Source organism: Streptomyces sp. NPDC001137 (genome assembly GCF_040298885.1).
Lineage (GTDB): Bacteria > Actinomycetota > Actinomycetes > Streptomycetales > Streptomycetaceae > Streptomyces.
Genome location: NZ_JBEPBA010000013.1, coordinates 133,657 through 151,057 on the forward strand (window position 1 = coordinate 133,657; position 17,401 = coordinate 151,057).

Sequence of the window (17,401 nt, forward strand, 5' to 3'; positions counted from 1 at the left end):
GGCTGCGCCGACACATGAAGGGCGGCCGGATGACCGGCGTCCGTCTACTTCTCCATGCCCCGGTTCAACTCCCCCAGCAGCCGCGCCAGTTCGGCCACCTCGCGCCGGTCCCAGTGGGCCAGTTGGCTGACGTAGCGTGCCCGCCGGGCGTCGCGGACCCTGCTCACCCGGCGGTGTCCCTCCTCGGTGAGGTGGACGAGCCAGGCCCGCCCGTCCGCCGGGTCGGGTTCGCGGGCGACCAGGCCCAGGTCCTCCAGGGCGCGCAGCTGCCGGGACATGGTGGCCTTGCCCACGCCGATGTAGGCGGCGAGCTCGGTGGCGCGCAGGCGGTCGTGCTCGTCGAGGCGTACCAGCAGGCCGTACGCGGCGGACTCCAGGTCGGGGTGGACCTCGCGGGCCATCTCGCCCTGGTTGGCCCGGGCGCGCCGCAGCAGAACCGTCAGCTCGCGCTCCAGGGACAGGTACTCCTGGTCCGCGCCGCTCGGTGCCGTCCGGTCCGGGAGCCGGCCCTCGTCCCCGTTTCCGCCTTCGTGCACGTCAGCCCCTGCCTCGGTTTTCCCGATACTGAAAGTTTCCGCCAGACCCCGTCGTTGCCGCAGCTCCCCAAGTATTTCGCAGGGCTAGACCAACGGCGGCCTCCGGCCCCCCTTCCCACTCGTTCATCTACGTGCGTAGCTTCCTACCAGGAGACTGCCGACTGCTCCCACCGGCAGCATCCCGGCAGTGCAGCGCTTCCCCCACCGAGCATCACCGAGCCCTCGGAGGCCCGCCATGCCCGTGCACAGACCCGGATCGGTCCGCCCCCGGCGCCTCTTCCTCGCCGGGCTTCTGCTCGCCGCACTCCCCCTCGCCCTCACCGCTCCGGCCGACGCGGCTGACGCGGCGAAACCGCCGCGCGGCTCCGCCCGCATGGGCATGGGCGTCCTCGCCCACGACGGGCAGAACGGCGCTCCCGCTCCCACCGCCGTCACCCAGACGGAGGGCGTCGACGTCTCCGCCCACCAGGGCAACGTCGCCTGGTCGACGCTGTGGGGCAGCGGGGTCAAGTGGGCCTATACGAAGGCGACCGAAGGGACGTACTACACGAACCCCTACTTCGCCCAGCAGTACAACGGCTCGTACAACGTCGGCATGATCCGCGGCGTGTACCACTTCGCCACCCCCGACACCACCAGCGGCGCGACCCAGGCGAACTACTTCGTCGACCACGGCGGCGGCTGGTCCAAGGACGGCAAGACCCTCCCCGGCACCCTCGACATCGAGTGGAACCCGTACGGCGCGGAGTGCTACGGCAAGTCGGCGAGCGCGATGGTCGGCTGGATCGCCGACTTCCTGAAGACGTACAAGGCACGCACGGGCCGGGACGCGGTGATCTACACGGCGACGAGCTGGTGGAGCGACTGCACGGGCAACTACGCGGGATTCGCCTCGGCCAACCCCCTGTGGATCGCCCGGTACGCGTCGGACGTGGGGACACTGCCGGCGGGCTGGAGCTACTACACGATGTGGCAGTACACCTCGTCCGGCCCAACCGTCGGAGATCACGACAAATTCAACGGGGCGCTGGATCGGGTGCAGGCGCTGGCCAACGGTTAAGACACCCACCACCCCGGCTGGGGGTCCGGGGTCAGCCCCCGGGACATGCAGCAACGGGGCACTGGATCGGGTGCAGGCGCTGGCCAACGGCTGATCCGTCGGTGCGTACGGCGAAGGCCCGAGCCTCCCTCACGGGACCCGGGCCTTCCCTTATCCGATGGCGTCCGTCACGCCGCCACCGGAACCTCCGGCTTCGCGTCGCTCGTGGCGGGCGCGAGGGCCAGCTCCAGGACCTGGCGGACATCGGTGACGGCGTGGACGTCGAGCTTGTCCAGCACCTCCGCCGGGACGTCGTCCAGGTCGGCTTCGTTGCGCTTGGGGATGATCACGGTGGTGACCCCGGCCCGGTGCGCGGCGAGCAGCTTCTGCTTCACGCCGCCGATGGGCAGGACACGGCCGGTCAGCGAGACCTCACCGGTCATCGCCACGTCCGTGCGGACCAGGCGGCCGGAGAGGAGGGATGCCAGGGCCGTCGTCATGGTGACGCCGGCGCTCGGGCCGTCCTTCGGGACCGCGCCCGCCGGGAAGTGGATGTGCACTCCACGGTCCTTCAGGTCCGCGACCGGCAGCTCCAGTTCGGCGCCGTGGCTGCGCAGGAAGCTCAGCGCGATCTGCGCCGACTCCTTCATCACGTCACCCAGCTGACCGGTGAGGGTCAGCCCCGCCGCACCCGTCTCCGGGTCGGCCAGGGACGCCTCCACGTAGAGGACGTCGCCGCCCGCTCCCGTGACCGCGAGACCGGTCGCCACGCCCGGGACCGCCGTACGGCGCTCCGCGGGGTCCTGGGCGGACTCGGGCACGTGGTGCGGCCGCCCGATCAGGCCGCGCAGATCGCCGTCCATGATGGTGAACGGCAGCTCCCGGTCGCCCAGTTCGTGCTGCGCCGCGACCTTGCGGAGCAGCCGGGCGATCGAGCGCTCCAGGGTGCGGACGCCCGCCTCGCGGGTGTACTCGCCGGCCAGCTTGCGCAGCGCGCCCTCGTCGATGGTGACCTCGTCCGACCGCAGCCCCGCGCGCTCCAGCTGACGCGGCAGCAGGTGGTCGCGGGCGATGACGATCTTCTCGTCCTCGGTGTAGCCGTCGAGGCGGACCAGCTCCATACGGTCGAGCAGGGCCTCCGGGATGGCCTCCAGGACGTTCGCCGTGGCGAGGAAGACGACGTCGCTCAGGTCGAGTTCGACCTCCAGGTAGTGGTCGCGGAAGGTGTGGTTCTGCGCCGGGTCCAGGACCTCCAGGAGGGCGGCCGCGGGGTCGCCGCGGAAGTCCGAGCCCACCTTGTCGATCTCGTCGAGCAGGACGACCGGGTTCATCGAACCGGCCTCCTTGATGGCGCGGACGACACGGCCGGGCAGGGCACCGACGTATGTACGGCGGTGGCCGCGGATCTCCGCCTCGTCACGGACGCCGCCGAGGGCGACGCGGACGAACTTGCGGCCCATGGCGTGCGCGACGGACTCGCCGAGCGAGGTCTTGCCGACGCCGGGCGGGCCGACGAGGGCCAGTACGGCGCCGCCGCGGCGGCCGCCCACGACGCCGAGGCCCCGCTCGCTGCGGCGCTTGCGCACCGCCAGGTACTCGGTGATGCGCTCCTTCACGTCCTCCAGGCCCGCGTGCTCGGCGTCGAGGATCGCCTTGGCGCCCTGGATGTCGTACGCGTCCTCGGTCCGCTCGTTCCACGGGAGTTCGAGGACGGTGTCCAGCCAGGTGCGGATCCAGGAGCCCTCCGGGGACTGGTCGCTGGACCGCTCCAGCTTGTCGACCTCCTTGAGCGCCGCCTCGCGGACCTTCTCCGGCAGGTCGGCTGCCTCCACCCGGGCGCGGTAGTCGTCGGACTCCTCGCCGTCCTGCTCGCCGTTGAGCTCGCGCAGTTCCTTGCGTACGGCTTCCAGCTGGCGGCGGAGCAGGAACTCCCGCTGCTGCTTGTCGACGCCCTCCTGGACGTCCTTGGCGATGGTCTCGGCGACGTCCTGCTCGGCGAGGTGGTCGCGCAGGTGCTGGGTGGCCAGCTTGAGGCGGGCGACGGGGTCGGTGGTCTCCAGGAGCTCGATCTTCTGATCGGTGGTCAGGAAGGGCGAGTAACCGGAGTTGTCGGCGAGCGCGGAGACGTCGTCGATGGCCTGGACACGGTCGACGACCTGCCAGGCACCACGCTTGCGGAGCCAGGCGGTGGCAAGGGCCTTGTACTCCTTGACCAGTTCGGTGACGTGACCGGGCAGCGGCTCGGGCACGCTCTCGTCGATCCTCGTCCCCTCGACCCACAGCGCCGCACCCGGGCCGGTGGTGCCGGCGCCGATCTTCACACGGCCGCGGCCGCGGATGAGGGCGCCCGGGTCACCGTCGGCGAGCCGGCCGACCTGCTCGACGGTGCCGAGCACACCGGTGCCGGGGTATGTGCCGTCGATGCGTGGCACCAGCAGGACCTTGGGCTTTCCCGGTTCGGAGCGGGCGGCGGCCTGGGCGGCCTCCACCGCGGCGCGTACGTCGGCGTCGTTCAGGTCCAGCGGAACCACCATGCCGGGCAGCACGACCTCGTCGTCGAGCGGCAGCACGGGCAGGGTGAGCGGTGTGGACGTCGATGCCATGATCTACCCTCCGGCAGTCAAGTTGAGTTATGCCGACTCAATGCATGGCGCTCCGCCAATGTTCCCGGGACCCCGTTCGCTGTCAGCGATCACGGCGGTGCAGTGGGCGTTCGCTGGGGGTTTGCAGCCCCCAGACCCCCGCCTTTCGGCCCTGACGGGGCCTTGTCCTCAAACGCCGGACGGGCTGGGGGTGACCGCTCGGTACCAGCGGCGAATCATCGGCCAGGTCGCGATGCCTATGGCCAGTGAGATGAGGTGGCCCCAGTTGGTCATGGGGTCCGTGAACTCGATCAGGTCCTCGACCAGCATGCCGCCGAACAGGACCAGCACCGGCCAGCGCAGCCAGGGTGTGAGCAGCCCGGCCAGGGCTCCGACGCTGGCGGCGACGCCGAAGCTGATGCCGTAGTCGAAGCGGTGCAGTGAGCTGTCGGGGAGGTGGCCGACGAGGACGGCAAGGCCGATGGGGACCTCGGTCGCGAGGGTGGCCAGGACATGGCCGAGCAGGAAGACGACGGCGGTGCGCGCCCCGCCTATCCGCCGCTCCAGCGCCGTCAGGACGAGCAGGAAGCAGATCACGTACGGCGACGCGAGCCCGCCCGCGATCCACAGCGCGCTGGCGAGCAGCACCAGCACGGGCGTCTGCACGAGATGTGCGACGTCCGTGCTGGAGGCCTGGAGCAGGGTGTCGACGAGGGACGGGGCGGCGTACGTGGTGATCAGTGTGGTGAGCGCCAGGACCGCCGCGTAGGCGAAGGTGAACGGCGTGCCGGTGGGGGTCGGCAGGAGGCGCCAGGGGCGCAGGGTGCGGGCCGCGGGGAGGGGCACCTGCACGGTCGGTCCGGCGGCGGTGGCCGCGCCGCGCTGACGCGGCATACCGTCGAGGAGTTCGGACACGTCGGGAAGGGGCGCGACCGATGGTTCGTTCTCGGCCGTCGCGATGGGTTCCACGGTGCGGCGCTCCTTCCGTTGCGCCCCACCCTTCGCAACCACAGGGGTCCCTGTCTGTGACCGACGCCACGCGAGAGGCGATTCACAGCAACCTCTCATGCTTTTCCTGCGTCAGAGGGCAACCCCCGCTTCCCGTTCCGGGCTTGTTCACGGCCTCAGCAGGTGGACCTCCCTCGCGTGCGCGGCCTGTGTCGCCGGGTCCCAGTCGCCGGTGCAGTAGACGGACGCCTCGCTGATGGCGCCGTCGCGGACGTCGGCGCGCATCAGCTCCCTGCAGTACCAGGTGCCGCCGTGCCCGTCCTCCCACTGCTCCTCGAACTCGAGGACGAGTCCGGTCGGCGTGGCGTCGACGCGGTGGCGCGGCACGGTGCCGAGGAAGGGGTGACTGCGGCGGCGGGCGGCGACGACTTCCTCGCGGCCGGCGGCCTGCAGGCGCCACTGGGGAACGGTGAAGTCGAGGAAGACGTCGTCCGTGAACAGCCCGTCCGGGGCCGTGTTGGTCTCCAGGAACCGGACGAAGAGATCGGCGAGTTCCTTCACGCGGGTGCCGGTGCCGGTGGTCATGACTGCGCTCCCGCGAGGTTGCGGCCGACGACCTCCATCGTGCGGTTCAGTTCCGCGGTGGGGCTGAACTCGACGATCTCGGTGCCGGCGAAGATCAGGGGAAGATGGCCGGGGGCGCCGTAGTAGGCGTCGCCGGCGTGGAAGACCTCGTCGTGGTCGGCGTACCGGAACACGACCTTGCCGGAGACGACCTGGCCCCAGTGCGGGCACTGGCAGCGGTCCTCGGGCAGGCCCCGGAAGAGCGGGGCGGGGTCCATGTCCTGCTTCATCGACTCGTACGCGACGGTGTACGGGCCGAGCTGGGCGTAGCGCCCCTCGATGACGGGCTCGTCGACCTTGAGTTCGGCCTCGGCCTTGGCGGTGCGTGGCATGGTGTCCTGCCTTCCCTGAGTGTGCCGGTTCGGGTGCTTCACCCAGGGGGCGTGAGATCGGACGGCACGGTGTGGGGCGGGGCCTCACAGCCGCCACTCGGGCGTGTGTTCCGGCTGGTAGACGCAGAGGGTGCCGGTGTGCAGGGCGGTTTCGAGGTGCCGGCCGAGTTCGGGGTGGGCGGCGGCGATCCGCCGTACGGCGGCCCGGATGCGGGCGGTGACGGTGGTGCGGGCGCGCTCGGCGTCCGATCCGGTACGGCGGACCCGGCCCCCGATGCCGTACGCGGCCGCGAGCTGCCCGACCAGGGCGTCCCGCTCGACGGCGATCCGCTCCGAACGCCCGGCGTCGCCGGCCTCGTCGGCGTCCCGGGCCTCCTCCTCCAGCTCCCGCAGCCTGCGCCGGTATGCGGCCCGTGCGGTGGCGTCGACGACCTCGCCGGTGTCGCCCTGCGGATGCAGGCCCTCGACGTGCTCCCCCCTGCCGGCCGGTGCCGCCAGCTCGACCGCGGGCACGGGCGTGCCGGGGCGCGCGAGCAGGACGGCGATGTCGTTCAGCCCCTTGCTGTCGGGGAGACGTACGGCGTGACCGGCGTAGCGGAGGTGCCAGAGGGGGCCCTCGCGCCGGAAGAGGGCGGAGCCGGGCGTGTCGGACGGGGTGTCGGCCTGCGCCCCGCTGTCCCGCCGCCTGCCGTTCGTCTCACCCGCTATGCGTTCCGTCAGTGCGACCGCGCCCGCCGCCGTGGCCGCCCGCAGTGCCCTCTCGCGGTGCTCGCGGGCGCGGTCCGCATCGCCCATGGCCGCTGCCAGCAGCGCCAGATGGCGGTCGACCGGGCCGCGTACCGCCGCACCGATGCCTTCCACCGCGAACAGGCCGGCGTACGGGGCGAGGAGGTCGTAGAGGGCGGGCGCGCAGGGGTGGGAGCCCACTGCGGCGACCGTCTCCGCCGCCTGCGCCAGCATCGGCAGCCACTCGCTGTCCCGGGGCGCACCGCCGAGCCGGGGTGCGACGGCCGAAAGGCGGCGCGCGGCTTCGTCGAACCGTCCGAACTGCGCCGCCACGAGTGCGAGGCTGACGCGGGGCCAGAGCATCGGGGAGCGTTCCAGCATGGTCGCCTCCGCCCGCACCCGCTCCAGGCCGGCCGCGTCGCCGGTCTCTGCGTACAGGCACCAGCGCTGGGTGACGGCGAGCATGGCGGCGTTGGCGCTGCCGGCCCTGCGGCCCAGGTCCTCGACCTCGTCGAGCGCGGCGGCGCAGTCCTCGTACCGGCCCTCCATCAGGGCCCGCGTCCCGTGCCACAGGGGCACGTACCAGGCGTACAGGGGCCGCCGCAGCGGTCGTACGGCGGTCTCGTACGCCCCCGCCTCCGCGTCGGCCCCGGCGAAGTCGCCGGTCTCCATCAGCGCGACCAACCGCAGCCTCCGGCCGAGGAGTTCGAGCACGGGGTCGCGCAGGTCGCGGGCGGTGGTCACGATCCGCGTGGACCAGTCGAGCCGGTCGCGGCAGTGGTCGGGGCCGGGCCGGGCGTCGCACAGCGCGGCCAGGGCCGGGCCGAGGGCCGCCGGATCACCGGCCTCCCGTGCGGTGTGGACGGCCTCCTCGGCGAGGGCTATGCGGTGCTTCTCCGGTTCCACCAGCCCGGCGGCGAGCGAGAGCCGTGCGGTGACGGCGGCGCGCAGGGCCATGGGGGTCCCCCCGCTCGAGCGGAGCCGAGAGTGGGGGAGCGCGGGCTCGGCGGCGAGCGCGGCGCGGGCCTCGGTCAGCAGGTCGAGCTGCTCACGGTCCTCGAGGTCGACCTCGAACCCGACGGGCCCGGTCCCGAGCCCCAGCGCGGCCCTGGCCAGCAGATCGGCCCGCCCGGCCTCCCGCGCCAACCCGGCGGCCCTGAGCAGCGCGGCCCGCGCGGCCTCCCGCTCCCCGGCCCCGAGCAGCGCGGAGCCAAGCCCGAGAAGAGCCTCCACGAGTTCGACGCGATACCCCTGCCCGGAACCGCGCTCCTCGTCGGCACCACGCCCGGAGCCGTGCTCCTCGTCAGCACCACGCCCGGCCCCATGACCGCTCCCACCGCCATCCGCCCCGACCCCCTCGACACGAACGCCCGTAGGCCTCGCCGTCGCGCTGCCGCCACCTAGAGCCATGGCCCCCCTGCCACCACCACCGGTCCCGACAGCACCCCCGCCAGACCCGCGACCGCCCCCACGGCCATCCGCCCCGACCCCTTCGACACGAACGCCCGAAGGCCTCGCCGTCGCGCTGCCACCACCTAGAGCCACGGCCCCCGTGCCACCGCCACCGGCCCCGACAGCACCCCCGTCCCACAGCTCCACCGCCCGCTCGTACCACCGGGCCGCATCCTCGAACGCGAACAGGGCCTCCGCGCGGGTCGCTGCCTCGTGGGCGTATCTCGCGGCTTCCACCGCCTGTTCGGGGCCGGAGAGGAGCAGGTGGTGGGCCACTTCCGCCGGGCCGGTGTCGCGGCCGCGGCGGGCGTAGCCGGCGAGGACCTCGGCGGCCGTCCGGTGGAGGTCGGCGCGTTCGGCCGGGGCGAGGGTGTCGTGGACCGCGTCCCGGAGCAGGTCGTGCCGGAAGGCGCCCCGGTCGGCCCCGGCCTCGCCCAGCAGCCCGGCCCCGGCGGCCTCCCCCAGCAGCGTGCGCAGTTCGCCCAGCGGCACCTCCGCGGCCTCGGCGAGCACATCGAGCCGGAACCGGGTGCCGAGGACGGCCGCCACCTCCAGCACGCGCGCGGCGCGCGGGGTCAGGTCGTCCATCCGGTCCCGTACGGCGGCCCGGACGGCGACCGAGGGGACACCGGGGCCGCCCCCGTCCCCGGGCGGCGCGGCGCCCCAACTCCCGGCCCGCAGCAGCTCGGTGACGAAGAACGCGTCCCCGCCCGTCCGCCGTACCAGCGCACGCAGCGCATCCGCCTCCGGTGCGGCCCCCGTCACCGCCTCGACCAACACCGCCACGTCCCGCTCCTGCAACGGGCCGAGCCCCAACGCCCGCCCCCGCCGCAGCAGTTGAGCCCGGGCCCATCCGTCGTCCCCCCAGGCCGCGTCCTCGTCCCGAGCCGTCGCCAGCAGCAGGACCGGGCAGCTGCGGGCCGCGTCCGCGGTCTCCAGCAGCAGCCGCAGCGAGGAGGCGTCGGCGGCGTGCACGTCGTCCAGGATCAGGAGCAGCGGGCGGCGGCGCGCGGCGGTGGCCAGGAGTTCGGAGACATCGCCCGCCAGCCGCAGCCGTGCGGTCTCCGGGTCGGCACCGCGCAGGGCGCCGCCCGCCGCGGCCGAGACCAGCGCCCGCAGCGGCGGCGACGCGGCCACCAGCCGCCCACAGGCCACATCCTCCGCGACCAGCTCCCGCAGCAGCCGCGACCATGGCCGAAAGGCCCGCCCGGCGGTCTCCGGCGGACACCAGGTCCACAGGACGCGAAAGGCACCGGCGTGCGCCGTGACCTCCTCCGCGGTACGGGTCTTGCCCGCACCGGCGGGCCCGGTGAGGGTGACGAGCCCTCCCCGGCCGGACGCGGCGCGCTCCAAGGCCCCCCGAAGCTCACCGAGCACGTCCTCGCGTCCCACGAACGGGTAATTCGCGGCCATGCAGCCACCCCGCACTTCTCGCAGGCCTCGGCTTCACCGGCGCCCCGAAGACGCGCGGGGCCGTGACCTCAGCGGCTCCGCCGCGGGGCACCACCAGCCACAACTAACCCGCGGACGATCCACGCCCCGACGCGGAGCGCTCTGCTTCGAGCGTAGGCCCGCCCCGCAGCGGGCGCGAGGCGCGCGACACCCCGCGGCGCCCCCGGTAATTCCCCTGGCTGTGAACCCGAGTTCATGCAGGATGGGGCCATGACCGCCACCTACGACACCCCTGTGGTCCTGGACCGTCGCGAGGGCCCGTACGGCGAGGTCGTGCTCCGCCGGCACGGCGAGTTGCTGCAGATCATCGCCAACGGCTGCTTTCTGATGGACACCTCGGACGGCCGCTCGGAGCGGCTCCTCGTGGACGCCGCACTCGACGCCCTGGGCCCCCGCGGGGCGCCGGACGTGCTGATCGGAGGCCTCGGTGTCGGCTTCTCGCTCGCACACGCGGCGGCCGACCCCCGCTGGGGCGCGATCACGGTCGTGGAGCGCGAGCGCGCGATCATCGACTGGCACCTGAACGGCCCCCTCGCCGCCCTGTCGGCCCGGGCCGTCGCCGATCCGCGTACGCGGATCGTGGAGGCCGATCTGATCGAGTACGTCCATGAGACATCCGCCACTTATGACGCCCTGTGCCTGGACATCGACAACGGCCCCGACTGGACCGTCACCGAGGGCAACGACGATCTCTACTCACCCGTCGGACTGACAAGCTGCGCAAGGGTGTTGAAGCCGGGCGGAGTGCTGGTGGTGTGGTCCGCGCAGCCCTCTCCGGATTTCGAAGAAACCTTGCGGAATGCCGGGTTCCAACAGGTGCGTACCGAAGAGATCCCGGTTGCCCGTGGCGTTCCCGACGTTGTGCACATCGCCGTCCGACCTGGATAGCCGTGGGACGGTGACTCCCCGTACTCTGCTTCTCTGGCGCAGATCATTCAAGCGTCAATCGCAAGCATGCGCAGGCATGAGCCAGGTAACGGATCACCCCACGGATTCCGGAAAGCAACTCAGGGGCGGGCGATGGAGCAGACCCACACATCCCACAACGGCACGACGGCGACCCCGGGCGCGCAGCGCAGGGTCCTGGTGGTCGAGGACGACGCGACCATCGTCGACGCCATCGCGGCCCGCCTGCGCGCAGAGGGTTTCCTCGTGCAGACCGCGGGCGACGGCCCGGCGGCCGTCGACACCGCCGAGGCCTGGCAGCCCGACCTGCTGATCCTCGACATCATGCTGCCCGGCTTCGACGGCCTGGAGGTCTGCCGCCGTGTGCAGGCCCAGCGCCCGGTGCCGGTGCTGATGCTGACCGCGCGCGACGACGAGACCGACATGCTGGTCGGGCTCGGCGTCGGCGCCGACGACTACATGACCAAGCCCTTCTCCATGCGGGAGCTGGCCGCACGCGTGCATGTGCTGCTGCGCCGGGTGGAGCGGGCCGCGCTGGCCGCCACGACGCCCAGAAGCGGCATCCTGCGCCTGGGCGAGCTGGAGATCGACCACGCCCAGCGGCGGGTGCGTGTGCACTCCGAGGACGTGCATCTGACGCCCACCGAGTTCGACCTGCTGGTGTGCCTCGCGAACACGCCGCGCGCGGTGCTCTCCCGTGAGCAGCTGCTGGCCGAGGTGTGGGACTGGGCGGACGCCTCCGGCACCCGTACGGTCGACAGCCACATCAAGGCGCTGCGCCGGAAGATCGGCGCCGAGCGGATCCGCACGGTGCACGGCGTGGGCTACGCGCTGGAGACCCCGACGCCATGAGCGGCGATCCGGCCGGCCGGAGAAGCCCCGGGGAGCCCTGGGGCGGCGTGAGCCCGTTCTCGATCAAGACCAAGCTGGGCGCCCTCGTCGTCATCGCGGTCCTGATCACCACCGGGCTGATGATGATCGCGATGCGCACGGCGACCGAGCTGCGCTTCATCACGGTCTTCTCGATGATCGCCACACTGCTCATTACGCAGTTCGTGGCGCATTCGCTCACCGCGCCACTGGACGACATGAACGCGGTGGCCAAGGCCATCTCGCACGGTGACTACACCCGCAGGGTGCGCGAGAACCGCCGTGACGAACTCGGCGACCTGGCGCAGACGATCAACCGCATGGCCGACGACCTGGAGGCCCAGGACCGCCAGCGCAAGGAGCTGGTGGCGAACGTCTCGCACGAGCTGCGCACACCCATCGCGGGTCTGAGGGCGGTGCTGGAGAACATCGTCGACGGTGTCTCCCCGGCCGACCCGGAGACCATGCGTACGGCCCTGAAGCAGACCGAGCGGCTCGGCCGGCTGGTGGAGACGCTGCTGGACCTGTCCCGGCTGGACAACGGCGTCGTACCGCTGCGCCGGCGGCGCTTCGAGGTCTGGCCGTACCTCTCGGGCGTGCTGAAGGAGGCCAACATGGCCGTGCCCGCGCGCGCGGGCATCGCCTCCGGCTCCGGCAGCCACACCCGTACGGACGTCCATCTGCACCTCGACGTGTCCCCGCCGGAGCTGACGGCGCACGCGGACCCCGAGCGGATCCACCAGGTAGTGGCAAATCTCATCGACAACGCGGTCAAGCACAGCCCGCCGCACGGCCGTGTGACCGTGAAGGCGCGGCGCGGGACGCAGCCGGAGTCGCTGGAGCTGGAGGTGCTGGACGAGGGCCCCGGCATTCCGCGCTCGGAGTGGCACCGGGTCTTCGAGAGGTTCAACCGCGGAGGCGCGGGCGCCTCCAACGGACAGGGCGGCGACGGCGGTACGGGGCTGGGCCTCGCGATCGCCCGCTGGGCCGTCGACCTGCACGGTGGCGGGATCGGAGTGGCCGAATCCGAGCGGGGCTGCCGGATTCTCGTCACCCTCCCGGGAGAGACATCCGTTCAAAGTTGACGTAAAGTCCGAACCGGAGCCTCAAGATCCACCGGGGTCCGCACGGACGGACACGTGTGATCAGGCACCCGCCCTGCGCGCTGAGCGTGCAGGGCTCGCGTCGGCGTTTCCCGCCGCCCCCCTCCGTACCGGAACCGCGTTTGTTTCCCGCCATTTCCAGGCCCGAAACACGGTTTCCGATGTGACTTACACGACGATGAACCTGCCCGGCCTGACCTTCTGGGTCTTGGGGGCGTAGCCTTTATTCCCGCTGTCCATCACCTTGTGAAGCGGAAGAGGGCGGTTGCCGCCGTGTCGCCACAGTCCCCCAGTAACTCGAGCATCTCGACCGACGCAGACCAAGCGGGCAAGAACCCCGCTGCGGCGTTCGGCCCCAACGAGTGGCTCGTCGACGAGATCTATCAGCAGTACCTCCAGGACCCGAATTCGGTAGACCGAGCCTGGTGGGACTTCTTCGCCGACTACAAGCCCGGGGCCCCCGCCGCCTCGGCTCCGGCGGGTACTGCGGCCGCGGGGGCCGCAGAGACCACCACTCCGGCACCCGCGGCGCCCGCCGCTCCGGCGGCGCAGGCCCCGGCCGCCCCCGCGGCGCCCGCTCCCGCGCCGGCCCCCGAGGCCCCGAAGCCCGCGGCCGCCGCTGCGGCGCCCGCCCCCGCGAAGCCGGCCGCCGCGGCCCCCGCCCCGGCTCCGGCGAAGCCCGCCGCCGCCAAGGCCGCGCCCGCGACCGAGGCCGCCGACGGCCCCGAGCTGGTGACCCTGCGCGGTCCCGCCGCCGCCGTCGCGAAGAACATGAACGCCTCGCTGGAGCTGCCCACGGCCACGTCCGTGCGCGCGGTCCCGGTGAAGCTGCTGTTCGACAACCGCATCGTCATCAACAACCACCTCAAGCGCGCCCGGGGCGGGAAGATCTCCTTCACGCACCTGATCGGCTACGCGATGGTGCAGGCCATCAAGACGATGCCGTCGATGAACTGGCACTACGCGGAGAAGGACGGGAAGCCCACCCTCGTCAAGCCGCCGCACATCAACTTCGGCCTCGCCATCGACCTGGTGAAGCCCAACGGCGACCGCCAGCTGGTCGTCGCGGGCATCAAGAAGGCCGAGACGCTGAACTTCTTCGAGTTCTGGCAGGCCTACGAGGACATCGTCCGCCGCGCCCGTGACGGCAAGCTGACGATGGACGACTTCACCGGCGTCACGGTCTCCCTGACCAACCCCGGCGGTCTCGGCACCGTCCACTCGGTCCCGCGTCTGATGCCCGGCCAGTCGGTCATCATGGGCGTCGGCTCCATGGACTACCCGGCGGAGTTCCAGGGCACCAGCCAGGACACCCTGAACAAGCTCGGCATCTCGAAGGTCATGACGCTCACGTCGACCTACGACCACCGGGTCATCCAGGGCGCCGCCTCCGGCGAGTTCCTGCGGATCGTCGCGAACCTCCTCCTCGGCGAGAACGGCTTCTACGACGAGATCTTCGAGGCCCTGCGCATCCCCTACGAGCCGGTCCGCTGGCTCAAGGACATCGACGCCAGCCACGACGACGACGTCACCAAGGCCGCCCGGGTCTTCGAGCTGATCCACTCCTACCGGGTCCGCGGCCACGTCATGGCCGACACCGACCCGCTGGAGTACCGCCAGCGCAAGCACCCCGACCTGGACATCACCGAGCACGGGCTCACCCTGTGGGACCTGGAGCGCGAGTTCGCCGTCGGCGGCTTCGCCGGCAAGTCGATGATGAAGCTGCGCGACATCCTCGGTGTGCTGCGCGACTCGTACTGCCGCACCACCGGCATCGAGTTCATGCACATCCAGGACCCCAAGCAGCGCAAGTGGATCCAGGACCGGGTGGAGCGCCCGCACTCCAAGCCGGAGCGCGAGGAGCAGCTGCGCATCCTGCGCCGGCTGAACGCCGCGGAGGCCTTCGAGACCTTCCTGCAGACGAAGTACGTCGGCCAGAAGCGCTTCTCCCTGGAGGGCGGCGAGTCCGTCATCCCGCTGCTCGACGCGGTCATCGACTCCGCCGCCGAGTCCCGCCTGGACGAGGTCGTCATCGGCATGGCCCACCGCGGCCGCCTGAACGTGCTCGCCAACATCGTCGGCAAGTCGTACGCGCAGATCTTCCGCGAGTTCGAGGGCAACCTCGACCCGAAGTCGATGCACGGCTCCGGCGACGTGAAGTACCACCTGGGCGCCCAGGGCACCTTCACCGGCCTGGACGGCGAGCAGATCACCGTCTCGCTGGCCGCGAACCCCTCCCACCTGGAGACGGTCGACCCGGTCATCGAGGGCATCACCCGCGCCAAGCAGGACATCATCAACAAGGGCGGCACGGACTTCACCGTCCTTCCGGTCGCCCTGCACGGCGACGCGGCCTTCGCGGGCCAGGGCGTGGTGGCCGAGACCCTGAACATGTCGCAGCTGCGCGGCTACCGCACCGGCGGCACGGTCCACATCGTCATCAACAACCAGGTCGGCTTCACCGCCGCCCCGGAGTCCTCCCGCTCGTCGATGTACGCGACGGACGTGGCGAGGATGATCGAGGCCCCGATCTTCCACGTGAACGGCGACGACCCGGAGGCCGTGGTCCGCGTCGCGCGGCTGGCCTTCGAGTTCCGCCAGGCGTTCAACAAGGACGTGGTGATCGACCTCATCTGCTACCGCCGCCGCGGTCACAACGAGTCGGACAACCCGGCCTTCACCCAGCCGCTGATGTACGACCTGATCGACAAGAAGCGCTCGGTGCGCAAGCTCTACACCGAGTCCCTGATCGGTCGCGGCGACATCACCCTGGAAGAGGCCGAGCAGGCCCTGCAGGACTACCAGGGCCAGCTGGAGAAGGTCTTCACGGAGGTCCGCGAGGCGGTCTCGCAGCCGGCCGCGGCTCCGGCCTCGGACCCGCAGGCCGAGTTCCCGGTCGCCGTGAACACCGCGATCTCCACGGAGGTCGTGAAGCGGATCGCCGAGTCCCAGGTCAACATCCCCGACCACTTCCACGTCCACCCGCGTCTGCTGCCGCAGCTGCAGCGCCGGGCGACGATGGTCGAGGACGGCACGATCGACTGGGGCATGGGCGAGACGCTCGCCGTGGGCTCCCTGCTCCTCGAGGGCACCCCGGTGCGCCTGTCGGGCCAGGACTCCCAGCGCGGCACCTTCGGCCAGCGCCACGCGGTCCTCATCGACCGCGAGACGGGCGAGGAGTACACCCCGCTCCAGTACCTCGCCGAGGAGCAGGCCCGCTACAACGTCTACAACTCCCTGCTCTCCGAGTACGCGGTCATGGGCTTCGAGTACGGCTACTCGCTGGCCCGCCCGGACGCGCTCGTGATGTGGGAGGCGCAGTTCGGCGACTTCGTCAACGGCGCGCAGACGGTGGTCGACGAGTACATCTCGGCGGCGGAGCAGAAGTGGGGTCAGACGTCCGGCGTCACCCTGCTCCTCCCGCACGGCTACGAGGGCCAGGGCCCGGACCACTCCTCGGCCCGCGTCGAGCGCTTCCTGCAGCTCTGCGCCCAGAACAACATGACGGTCGCGATGCCGACCCTCCCGTCGAACTACTTCCACCTCCTGCGGTGGCAGGTGCACAACCCGCACCACAAGCCGCTGGTGGTCTTCACCCCGAAGTCGATGCTGCGCCTGAAGGCCGCCGCGTCGAAGACGGAGGAGTTCACCTCGGGTCAGTTCCGCCCGGTCATCGGCGACTCCACGGTCGACCCGGCCGCGGTCCGCAAGGTCGTCTTCGTGGCGGGCAAGCTGTACTACGACCTGGAGGCCGAGCGCACCAAGCGCGGCGCCACGGACATCGCCATCGTCCGTGTCGAGCGGCTGTACCCGCTGCCGGGTGCCGAGCTCCAGGCGGAGATCGCCAAGTACCCGAACGTCGAGAAGTACCTGTGGGCCCAGGAGGAGCCGGCGAACCAGGGTGCCTGGCCGTTCATCGCCCTCAACCTGATCGACCACCTCGACCTGGCGGTCGGCGCGGACGTCCCGCACGGCGAGCGCCTGCGCCGCATCTCGCGCCCGCACAGCTCGTCCCCGGCCGTCGGTTCCGCGAAGCGGCACCAGGCGGAGCAGGAGCAGCTCGTCCGCGAGGTGTTCGAGGCGTAACCGCTCCACAGGTCATGCGCGGCTGGGCCGCACTCCCGCTTCCGGGGGTGCGGCCCAGCCGTTTCGGCCCACTTATCCTTGACCCCATGTACTTCACCGACCGAGGCATCGAAGAGCTGGAGAAGCGGCGCGGCGAGGAAGAGGTCACCTTCGAGTGGCTCGCGGAGCAACTGCGCACGTTCGTCGACCTCAACCCGGACTTCGAGGTACCGGTGGAGCGACTGGCGACGTGGCTGGCACGACTGGACGACGAGGACGACGAGTAGGACCCCACCTCCCGGGACGCCCGCGCGGCGCCCCTTTTTCGCGCCTGTCGGCCTCGGGGCACTGGCACGCTTCAGTCCCAGGGCAGTCGTGCGCTTGAGTCCCGTGCGCCTCAGCCCCCGGGCACTGGTGCGCCACAGTCCCGTGCGCCTAATCCCCAGGGCACTCGTGTGCTTCAGTCCCCGGGGTTTCACTTCCCTGAGTCCCAAGAGCTTCGCAGCGCTCGGTCCCAGGGCTGCACGAGCCGCAATCCCAAGGCTTCCCGGCCCGCACCCGCAGGGCCCACGTGCGCCTCAGCCCCAGGCCTTCACGCCCCTGAGCCCCGATGCTCACGCAGCCCGAGCCCCAGGGCTACACGGCCCGCAATCCCAAAGCTCCCGTGCGCTGTCCCCGAGCCCCGAGCCTTTCGCAGCTCCCGGCCCCAGAGCCGCACGGCCCACAGTCCCAAGGCTCCCGTGCGCTTCCCCCCGAGTCCCAAGTT

At 71.7% G+C, this 17,401-nt stretch carries 12 protein-coding genes; 6 read left to right on the forward strand and 6 right to left on the reverse strand.

Annotation, left to right across the window (positions count from 1 at the left end; genetic code table 11):
- Positions 1-44: 44 nt before the first annotated feature.
- Positions 45-536, reverse strand: coding sequence for a MarR family winged helix-turn-helix transcriptional regulator (locus ABT254_RS25665; RefSeq protein ID WP_351474420.1), 492 nt, complete (start codon positions 534-536; stop codon positions 45-47).
- 235 nt (positions 537-771) lie between these two features.
- On the opposite strand from ABT254_RS25665, the gene ABT254_RS25670 reads away from it, so the two are divergent.
- Positions 772-1,596, forward strand: coding sequence for a lysozyme (locus ABT254_RS25670; RefSeq protein ID WP_351474422.1), 825 nt, complete (start codon positions 772-774; stop codon positions 1,594-1,596).
- Between the two features lie 167 nt (positions 1,597-1,763).
- Here ABT254_RS25670 and lon read toward each other — a convergent pair whose 3' ends face one another.
- The 5 genes from lon to ABT254_RS25695 form a co-directional block, all read right to left on the reverse strand.
- A complete protein-coding gene (lon, locus tag ABT254_RS25675) occupies positions 1,764-4,178 on the reverse strand; it encodes an endopeptidase La (protein WP_351474424.1) in 2,415 nt (804 codons plus the stop codon).
- A 168-nt stretch (positions 4,179-4,346) separates the two neighbouring features.
- Positions 4,347-5,126 carry a rhomboid-like protein gene (locus ABT254_RS25680; RefSeq protein WP_351474426.1) on the reverse strand — a complete coding sequence of 260 codons (780 nt, stop codon included), beginning with the start codon at positions 5,124-5,126 and terminating at the stop codon, positions 4,347-4,349.
- Positions 5,127-5,273: 147 nt separating this feature from the next.
- Complete coding sequence (locus ABT254_RS25685; protein ID WP_351474429.1) at positions 5,274-5,690, reverse strand: hypothetical protein; 417 nt, start codon at positions 5,688-5,690, stop codon at positions 5,274-5,276.
- Positions 5,687-6,061 (reverse strand): cupin domain-containing protein, encoded by a 375-nt coding sequence (locus ABT254_RS25690; protein WP_351474432.1) that lies wholly within the window; start codon positions 6,059-6,061, stop codon positions 5,687-5,689. Before ABT254_RS25690 ends, ABT254_RS25685 begins: the two co-directional genes overlap by 4 nt.
- A gap of 84 nt (positions 6,062-6,145) precedes the next feature.
- A complete protein-coding gene (locus ABT254_RS25695) occupies positions 6,146-9,652 on the reverse strand; it encodes an ATP-binding protein (protein WP_351474435.1) in 3,507 nt (1,168 codons plus the stop codon).
- 249 nt (positions 9,653-9,901) lie between these two features.
- On the opposite strand from ABT254_RS25695, the gene ABT254_RS25700 reads away from it, so the two are divergent.
- The 5 genes from ABT254_RS25700 (at position 9,902) to ABT254_RS25720 (ending at position 16,922) form a co-directional block, all read left to right on the forward strand.
- Entirely contained in the window at positions 9,902-10,579 is a 678-nt protein-coding gene (locus ABT254_RS25700) for a spermidine synthase family protein (protein WP_351474437.1), read from the forward strand.
- 132 nt (positions 10,580-10,711) lie between these two features.
- On the forward strand, positions 10,712-11,449 hold the full coding sequence (locus ABT254_RS25705; RefSeq protein ID WP_099931261.1) for a response regulator transcription factor: 738 nt from the start codon (positions 10,712-10,714) through the stop codon (positions 11,447-11,449).
- Complete coding sequence (locus ABT254_RS25710; RefSeq protein ID WP_351474440.1) at positions 11,446-12,552, forward strand: HAMP domain-containing sensor histidine kinase; 1,107 nt, start codon at positions 11,446-11,448, stop codon at positions 12,550-12,552. The genes ABT254_RS25705 and ABT254_RS25710 overlap by 4 nt, the downstream gene beginning before the upstream one ends.
- Before the next feature lie 291 nt (positions 12,553-12,843).
- Positions 12,844-16,656, forward strand: a complete 3,813-nt coding sequence (locus ABT254_RS25715) for a multifunctional oxoglutarate decarboxylase/oxoglutarate dehydrogenase thiamine pyrophosphate-binding subunit/dihydrolipoyllysine-residue succinyltransferase subunit (RefSeq protein WP_351474443.1) — start codon at positions 12,844-12,846, stop codon at positions 16,654-16,656.
- 86 nt (positions 16,657-16,742) lie between these two features.
- Positions 16,743-16,922, forward strand: coding sequence for a DUF6104 family protein (locus tag ABT254_RS25720; RefSeq protein WP_003992906.1), 180 nt, complete (start codon positions 16,743-16,745; stop codon positions 16,920-16,922).
- Positions 16,923-17,401: the final 479 nt, after the last annotated feature.